Origin of the sequence: Streptomyces sp. NPDC056296 (assembly GCF_042268605.1) — a bacterium.
In the GTDB taxonomy this organism is placed as follows: Bacteria; Actinomycetota; Actinomycetes; order Streptomycetales; family Streptomycetaceae; genus Streptomyces.
On record NZ_JBHJRX010000148.1, the window covers coordinates 1 to 1,482 of the forward strand.

Consider the following 1,482-nt stretch of genomic DNA (forward strand, 5'->3'; position numbering starts at 1 on the left):
CTTGGGTTCAAGGGGTCGTCGCAACACCGCCTGGTTTCAGGTGGTGAGTAGATCACGTAGACGCTCGGCTGGGGTATCCCAGCCGAGCGTTTTGCGTGGGCGGCCGTTGAGTTCCTGGGCGACGTGTTCGAGGTCCTCGGGGCTGTGGACGCTCAGATCGGTGCCTTTGGGGAAGTACTGCCGCAGCAGCCCGTTCGTGTTCTCGTTCGAGCCGCGCTGCCAGGGCGAGGCCGGGTCGCAGAAGTAGACGGGCATGCCGGTGGCCATGCTGAACTGCTTGTGGCGTGCCATCTCGCTGCCCTGGTCCCAGGTGAGGGAGCCGCGCAGGTGGTCGGGCAGGGTCTGGACCGTGGCGACGAGGCCGTCGCGGACGGTCTCGGCGTCGTGGGCTCCGCCGGGCAGGTGGACGAGCAGGGTGTAGCGGGTGCTGCGCTCGACCAGGGTGGCGATCGCGGAGCGCCCGCCCGCGCCGATGATGAGGTCGCCTTCCCAGTGCCCGGGAACGGCCCGGTCCTCGACTGCGGCGGGGCGGTCGCTGATCATCAGCATCGGGTCGATGAACCGTGGGGTGCGCCGCTCGGGGTCCCGGCGTGGTTTGCGGCGGGTCCGGCCGGAACGGACGGCGGCCTGGACTTCCCGTTTCAGGCCGCCCCGGGCCTGGAAATACAGCGCCTGGTAGATCGTCTCCACGCTCACCCGCATGCTCTCGTCGTCGGGATACTCCGCAGTCAGAGCGTGGCAGATCTGCTCCGGTGACCACCGTCTGCGCAGTCCGTCCTTCACGAAGCGGCGCAACGGTCCCTCGCGCAGCAGCCTGCGCTCCTTGGGGCGGGGCCTGCGCGCGGCGGCGGCGCGGTGGGCGGCGTAGGGCTGGTAGCCCTCGGTGCCGCAGTTCGCGTCGATCTCCCGCTTGACCGTGCTCGCCGGCCGTCCCAGGGCACGTCCAATCGCCCGCAGCGACTGCCCCGAAGCTCGGAGATCACCAATCCTCTCGCGCTCGGCGAGCGTCAGGAACCGCGGGTGAAGCTGCTTCTCCAGGGCCGTCAGACCCACCGGTGCCGTGATCACACCGCCCATCGTGACGGTCCCGGTGGTGTAGTCGACACGGCGCCCGTCGGCGTAGGTGCGCGTGGTGCCGCTCTTCTTGACGCCCCAGTCCCAGTCCTTGGCCGTGCGCTCGTTCACACCGACCCGCCGGGCCGCGACCCGGCGAGCGACACCCGCGGCCCGAAGCCGTTCGTACTCATCGCGCCCGGGGTGCCGCCGCGGCAGGCGGACCGAGCTCCGCCCGGCCTTCCGGGCCCAGGCGAAGGCGGTGTTCCGGTTCACCCCCAGCTCACGCGCCACCACGCTCACGCTCCCCACGGCATCCAGCCGTGCAAGGAAACGCTCCTTCACCCCCGCAAGATCATCGCGTCCAACAGCCACGGTCCTCGCAACTCCCACAGATCGCGGGTGTTGCGAGGACCGTTAGAACCCAAG

General features: G+C 70.1%; 1 protein-coding gene. It reads right to left on the minus strand.

The genetic code is table 11. The annotated features are described in order from the left end of the window. Positions 1-36: 36 nt before the first annotated feature. Complete coding sequence (locus ACFCZF_RS40865; protein WP_376675991.1) at positions 37-1,077, minus strand: IS30 family transposase; 1,041 nt, start codon at positions 1,075-1,077, stop codon at positions 37-39. Positions 1,078-1,482: the final 405 nt, after the last annotated feature.

Excerpts from the sequence above, each read along its gene's own strand:
- ACFCZF_RS40865 (WP_376675991.1), bottom strand. The coding sequence starts at position 1,077 with ATGGGCGGTGTGATCACGGCACCGGTGGGTCTGACGGCCCTGGAGAAG.